At 65.5% G+C, this 5,818-nt stretch carries 4 protein-coding genes; 1 reads left to right on the top strand and 3 read right to left on the bottom strand.

The window, feature by feature from the left end; translation table 11 throughout:
- Positions 1–161: 161 nt before the first annotated feature.
- The 3 genes from AWB68_RS42150 to sauS form a co-directional block, all read right to left on the bottom strand.
- On the bottom strand, positions 162–1,547 hold the full coding sequence (locus tag AWB68_RS42150) for an MFS transporter (RefSeq protein ID WP_087650062.1): 1,386 nt from the start codon (positions 1,545–1,547) through the stop codon (positions 162–164).
- Between the two features lie 80 nt (positions 1,548–1,627).
- Positions 1,628–3,238: an AMP-binding protein gene (locus AWB68_RS42145; RefSeq protein WP_087650061.1), complete on the bottom strand. Its 1,611-nt coding sequence runs from the start codon at positions 3,236–3,238 to the stop codon at positions 1,628–1,630.
- Positions 3,235–4,668, bottom strand: a complete 1,434-nt coding sequence (gene sauS, locus AWB68_RS42140; RefSeq protein ID WP_087650060.1) for an acylating sulfoacetaldehyde dehydrogenase — start codon at positions 4,666–4,668, stop codon at positions 3,235–3,237. The genes AWB68_RS42145 and sauS overlap by 4 nt, the downstream gene beginning before the upstream one ends.
- A 223-nt stretch (positions 4,669–4,891) precedes the next feature.
- Between sauS and AWB68_RS42135 the strand changes: the two genes are divergently transcribed.
- Positions 4,892–5,656: an IclR family transcriptional regulator gene (locus AWB68_RS42135; protein WP_087650059.1), complete on the top strand. Its 765-nt coding sequence runs from the start codon at positions 4,892–4,894 to the stop codon at positions 5,654–5,656.
- Positions 5,657–5,818: the final 162 nt, after the last annotated feature.

Genomic DNA, 5,818 nt, shown 5'->3' with positions numbered 1-5,818 from the left:
TGCTTTCTTTGCTTACTTTCTTTGCAGCAGCAAAGAAAGTGAGTCCCGCCCCGGACAGGGGCAGAGCAAATAAACCAAAGCCAAAACAAGTTCCATAGAAGCCTGAGTGCATCAAACGGTGTAAACAAACCCCACCCCAAACCCAAGCGCCAGCGCCCACCTCACTTGCGCCAGCGCAGCGGGCGGCGCAAATGATGCCGCTCGATCCGCACGCCATGCGCGGCATGCAGGAACGCCGGCACACCGCTCAACCGCATTTCCTCCTCATCGTGCTCGCGCACCTCGTCAGCCTCGACGGTCTTCGACGTATCGATGAAAAGCGCCGCCACGATCCCCACGCCGAGCAGGCAGGCCGAAATGGTGAACGGCACGTTGTAGCTGCCGGTCGATTCGATCAGGAAGCCGAACGCCACCGGCGAAATCATGCCCGCCACGCCGAAACCCGTGTTCATCATGCCGCCCGCCGTGCCCGCATACTTGCCGGCGATATCGAGCGGAAGCGTCCAGAGCACCGGATTCGTGATTTCGAGAAAGAAGAACGACGCCGACAGGAACATGACCGCCGTCACCGGATCGTTGGCGGAAAGCATCGGCAGCAGGAACGCGAGCGAACCGCCCATGCCGAAGACCAGCACCGAACAGCGCGCGAACCGCAGACGCCCCGTCATCTTGAAAAGCTTGTCCGAAACCACGCCGCCAAGCGTATCGCCGACCACGCCCGCAAGCAGCGGCAGGGCGGTGAAAAGCGCCAACTGCTTGAGATCGAACCCGCGCGACTCCCGCAGATACGAAGGCAGCCACGTGAGATAGACCCACAGCAGCCAGCCATAGCAAAAGTCGACCACGGTCACGAGCCACATCCGCCGAATCAGCTTGCGCCACGGCGTGGCCGCATGCTTCGCGCGATCGCAATCGCCGGCGCGATAGCCGATCTCCGCCGTCTCTTCCGGCGTGATGCGGCGATGCTGCTCCGGCGAATTCGTGAAGAAGCACATGTAGAGCACGGTCCACGCGAGGCTCGCGACGCCGAGCAGCAGGAACGCATCGCGCCAGCCGCCGAACGCGACGACCGCAAGCACGAGCGGCGGCGTCACCGCGCCGCCGAGGCGCGCGAAGCTGTGCGTGATGCCCTGCGCGAAGCCGCGCTCGGCCACCGGCATCCAGTAGGTGAAGGCGCGCGTCGCAGTCGGAAATGCGCCGCCCTCGCCGATGCCGAGCAGAAAGCGCAGGCCGACCAGCATCGCGACGCTGCCGGCGAAGCCGGTCGCAAGCGTCGCGACACCCCAGATCAGCGACAGGATGGTCAGCACGCGCTTCGGCCCGTACTTGTCGGCGAGCCAGCCGCCGACGATCTGCATCACCGCATACGGATACGCGAACGCCGAGAACACGAGCCCCAGCTGGCCCGATGTCAGCCCCATCTCGTGCCGGATCAGCGGCCCGGCCACGGCGATGTTCACCCGGTCGATGTACGAGATGAAATACATCAGGCACATGACCGCGAGGATGATATGGCGCGTCTTCACGCGCCGGGTGCGCTTTTCCATGCTGTCTCCAGTTTAATTGTGTACGACGTTCGCTTCGATCGCTTACGTTCGTTTCTATGCTCTGGTCCGGCCGGGTGCCGCTAGGTCTGCAGCAGCTTCAACCGCTGGACCTTGCCCGACGGTCCGCGCGGCAGTTCCGTCACCAGGCGGAACTCCTTCGGTGTCTTGTAGCGGCCGAGTTCGCGCAGGCAGTGAGCGCGCAGGCCGGCGGCGTCGAGCGCGCCGGGGCCGTCCGCCACGCGCGCGACGACGAACGCGACGATCTCCTGTCCATAGGCCGCGTCCGGCACGCCGACCGCCGCCGCTTCCAGCACGCCGGGGTGCCTGAGCAGCGCTTCGTCGATCTCGCGCGGCGCGATGTTCTCGCCGCCCTTGATGATCAGTTCCTTGGCACGGCCGTTGATGTAGAAGTAGCCGCCGTCGTCGCGAAAGCCGAGGTCGCCGGTGCGGAGCCACCCGTCGGCGGTGAAGGCCGCGCTCGTCTCCTCGGGACGCTTGTAGTAGCCGCTCATCACCTGCTCGCCGCGCAGCACGATCTCGCCGCATTCGTGCGGCGCGCAATCGCGGCCTTCCCCGTCGATCACGCGCGCCTCGCCGCCCGACGGCAAGCCGATGCTGCCGACGCGGCGCAGCGCCGCGTCGTAGGGATTGCTGAAGGCGGGCGCGGCTGTCTCCGTCATGCCCATCGTCTCGATCACGCCGATGTGAAAGCGCGCCTCGAACGCGCGGTGATGCTCGGAGGGCAACGCCGCCGACGCGCTGCGGCAGAACTTGAGCGCCGAAAGATCGAAGGCGTGCGGGTCCTCCTGGTTCAGCAGATACGCGACGATCGTCGGCACGACGTTGATCCAGGTGCACGCATGACGCGCGACATCGCGCCAGAACGTGCGCGCCGAGAAGCGCTCGGCCATGACGACCGAGCCGCCGTGAAAGAGCGGCGCGAGCAGCGTCACCACGAGCCCGTTGATGTGATAGAGCGGCAGCGAGGCGAGCACCCGGTCGCCGGCGCCAAGCCGATGCTCGGCCGTGATGTTGCGCGCGTTCGCGAGCAGGTTGCGATGCGTGAGCAGCACGCCCTTCGGGGCGCCGGTCGTGCCCGACGTGTACATCAGCAACGCGACATCGGCGGCGGGGTGATCCGCGCGCGCCGCGTCTTCCTGCGGCGCCGATGCGAAATGCGCCACACGCGGTGTCTCGGCGAACGCGAGTTCGGCTTGTGAGAAGACCGGCACCTCGACCGCATCGGGCTGCGTCTCGACCAGCAGGATCTCGCGCTCGAACCCCTGCGCCCGAAGCTCAGCGATGGCCGTCTCGATCGCATCGCGTGAATCGCGCGACACGAAGATCGCGCGCGTGTCCGAGTGCTCGACGATGTAGCGCACCTGCGACGGCTGGCACAGCAGGTTCAGCGGATTCGCGACGTAGCCGCCGTACATCGCCGCGAGCAGCAGGGACGCGGTCTGGAGACCGTTGCCCATGTAGACCGAAATGACGTCGCCGGGACGCAGCCCCGCATCGCTGAAACCCGCCGCGAGCGCGACGCATTCGTCGCGCAGTTCGCCAAACGTGAGCGCGCGCGGGCGCTTGTCGCTGGCGGCATCGTCTTCGACTGGAGCGAGCAGGAACGGCTTGTCGGGAAACTGCCGTGCGCGTTCGTCGATCAACGCGCGGATCGTGACGGGCGTTTTCATCGGCCATACCTCGCGAAGAAGTCGCCGAGCAGGTCGTCGAGTTCGGGGACGTGCTCCTCGATCGGATAAGCGACGCGCGTCGTGTTCAGGTACTGGCGAAAGCCGAGGTTGGCCGAGAAGTTATTGCGTCCCCAGGTTCCGCAACCCATCGAAAGCGAGAACGGCAGACCGTTGTCGAAGTTGCCGCCGGTCGCCAGGCAATGCGCCTGGTTCGCGATCACGCGCGCAACCGGCAGCGTCGAGCCGAGGCGAACGGCTTCTTCGGGGTCGCCCGTGTGCAGGCCGACCGAATGCCCCGCGCCCATGTACGCGTAGAGGCGGCGCACGATGTCGGCGGCATCGTCGAAGCCGTGTGCGCGATAGACCGTGAGCACCGGCGCCAGTTTCTCGCCGGAGAACGGATGGTCGGCGCCGAAGCCGGTTTCCTCGACCATCAGGAACGCCGGGTTGCGCACGGCGATTTCCTCGAGTCCCGCAAGACGCGCGATCTGCGCCGCGGACTTCGCGGTGCACTCGGCGGCGAGCTTGCCGCCGTGCCACATCGCCGCCTGCAGGCGCGCTTTTTCAGCGTCGTCGAGCAGCACGCCACCGTGCGCGGCGAGCGCGGCAAGCATCGGCTCGAAGACCGCATCGTCGATGACGACGCTGTTTTCCGACGAACAACTCGTCGCGTTGTCGAAGGTCTTGGAGAGCTTGATCTTGCGCGCGGCGTCATCGAGATTCGCCGACGCCGTCACGATCGAAGCCACGTTGCCGGCGCCCACGCCGAAGGCCGGCGTGCCGCTCGCATACGCCATGCGCACGTTGGCCTGCGAACCGGTCGCGACGACGAGGTCGCACTGGCCGAGGAGTGCGGCCGTCGCGGCCTTGCTGATCGGCGGCGGCAGTACCTGCACGAGATCGGCCGGCAGTCCCGCCTTCGCGAGTTGCTCATGGATGAAGCCGACCAAGAGCGCACACGACGTGTAGCCCTTCGGCGAAGGCGCCACGATTACCGCGTTGCCGCACTTGAGCGCGTTGATGATCTTGTTGGCGGGCGTGGCCGCCGGATTGGTCGACGGCGTGATCGCCGCGACCACGCCGACCGCCCGCGCAATCTCGACGATGCCGCTCGCGCTGTCGCGCGCGATCACGCCGCAGGTCTTCTGCCCGTGCAGGTCGCGCAGCAACCCGAGCGTCTTGCGATAGTTCTTGCGGAACTTGTCGTCGGCGTTGCCGAGGCCCGTGTCCGCGACCGCGAGTTCCGCGAGACGGCGATTGCGCGCAGGCTCCATGATGGCCCACGCGGCCGCGTGGGCGGCGGCGTCGAGCGCGTCCTGCCCGGCGAATTCGAAGGTGCGTTGCGCAGCGCGCGCACGCCTCACGAGATCGCCGACGACGCTTTCCACGTCGCTCGTCGAGACTGCTTCGGTAGTGGCTCTTACGTTCATACGGTTGGCTCCGGCGCGTTGAATTGAAGATGACTTCAATCTAGCGAGCGTCGCGAACCGCGCGGTCCCGTTTTGTTGACTATCCTTCGCTCGCACGAAACACAGCAACGGAAACCGCAAATTTCGGGACTTGCTCCGGTCCCGAAAAACGATAAAGTCGATGCGAAGGGCAGTTGAAAGGGGAGTCGCCGGCTCAGGCGACCCACGATGTTCAGGAGACGGAATGTCGGCTTCGAATCAATCCAACGCCGCCGCGGTGCGCGCATTTCGCGTGCTCGAAACGCTGGCGGAGGCGGGTCATCCGCTTTCGATGACCGAGCTTGTCGGCGCGCTCGGCCTGCCGAAGCAGACCGTGCATCGGATCCTCGTGCAGTTGATGGACGCATGGCTCGTCACGCGTGGGGCGGGTGATCGGCTGTACGAATGCTCGCCGCGCGTGCGAGCGCTGGCGGTCAATGTGCTGATGCATGCGGGGCCTGCTGCGGCGCGTCATGCTCTGCTTGAGCAACTTGTCGCGAAGGTTGGCGAGACTTGCAACCTGACGATGCTCGCTGGCAACGACGTCGTGTATGTGGATCGCGTGGAGACCGAGTGGCCGTTGCGCATGCATTTGCAGGCGGGGTCGCATGTGCCGCTGCATTGCTCGGCGAGCGGCAAGCTTTTGCTGAGCTTCATGCCGAAGGAACGGCGCGAGCGCCTGATCGAGACGTTGCCGCTGCGCGCGTATTCGGAGCGGACGATTACCGATCGCGAGGCATTGCGGCGGGAGCTTGCCGCGACGCGGCGGCGATTGCTTGCGATCAACGATCAGGAGCATTTGCAGGGACTGATTGCGATTGCGGTGCCGGTGATGCTCGACAGGAATCGCGCGTGCGCGGCGATCGCGGTGCAGGCGCCGGTGGGGCGGCTTTCGCTCGATGACCTGCTGGCGTTCGTGCCGGATTTGCGCCTTGCGGCGGAGGAGACGGCCAAGACGTTTCAGACGTAGGGGGTGGGTTTGGGTGGGGTTGGTGGATTTACACCGTTTGATGCACTCTGGCTTCTATGGAACTTGCTTTGTTTTTGGTTTATTTGCTCTGCCCCTGTCCGGGGCGGGACTCACTTTCTTTGCTGCTGCAAAGAAAGCAACTGTATTAAAGGTCAAGCGCGA

The organism is Caballeronia choica, from assembly GCF_001544535.1.
GTDB lineage: Bacteria > Pseudomonadota > Gammaproteobacteria > Burkholderiales > Burkholderiaceae > Caballeronia > Caballeronia choica.
This window is presented reverse-complemented; position numbering and strand designations above follow the sequence as displayed.

Excerpts from the sequence above, each read along its gene's own strand:
- sauS (WP_087650060.1), bottom strand. The coding sequence starts at position 4,668 with ATGAACGTAAGAGCCACTACCGAAGCAGTCTCGACGAGCGACGTGGAA.
- AWB68_RS42135 (WP_087650059.1), top strand. The coding sequence starts at position 4,892 with ATGTCGGCTTCGAATCAATCCAACGCCGCCGCGGTGCGCGCATTTCGC.
- AWB68_RS42145 (WP_087650061.1), bottom strand. The coding sequence starts at position 3,238 with ATGAAAACGCCCGTCACGATCCGCGCGTTGATCGACGAACGCGCACGG.
- AWB68_RS42150 (WP_087650062.1), bottom strand. The coding sequence starts at position 1,547 with ATGGAAAAGCGCACCCGGCGCGTGAAGACGCGCCATATCATCCTCGCG.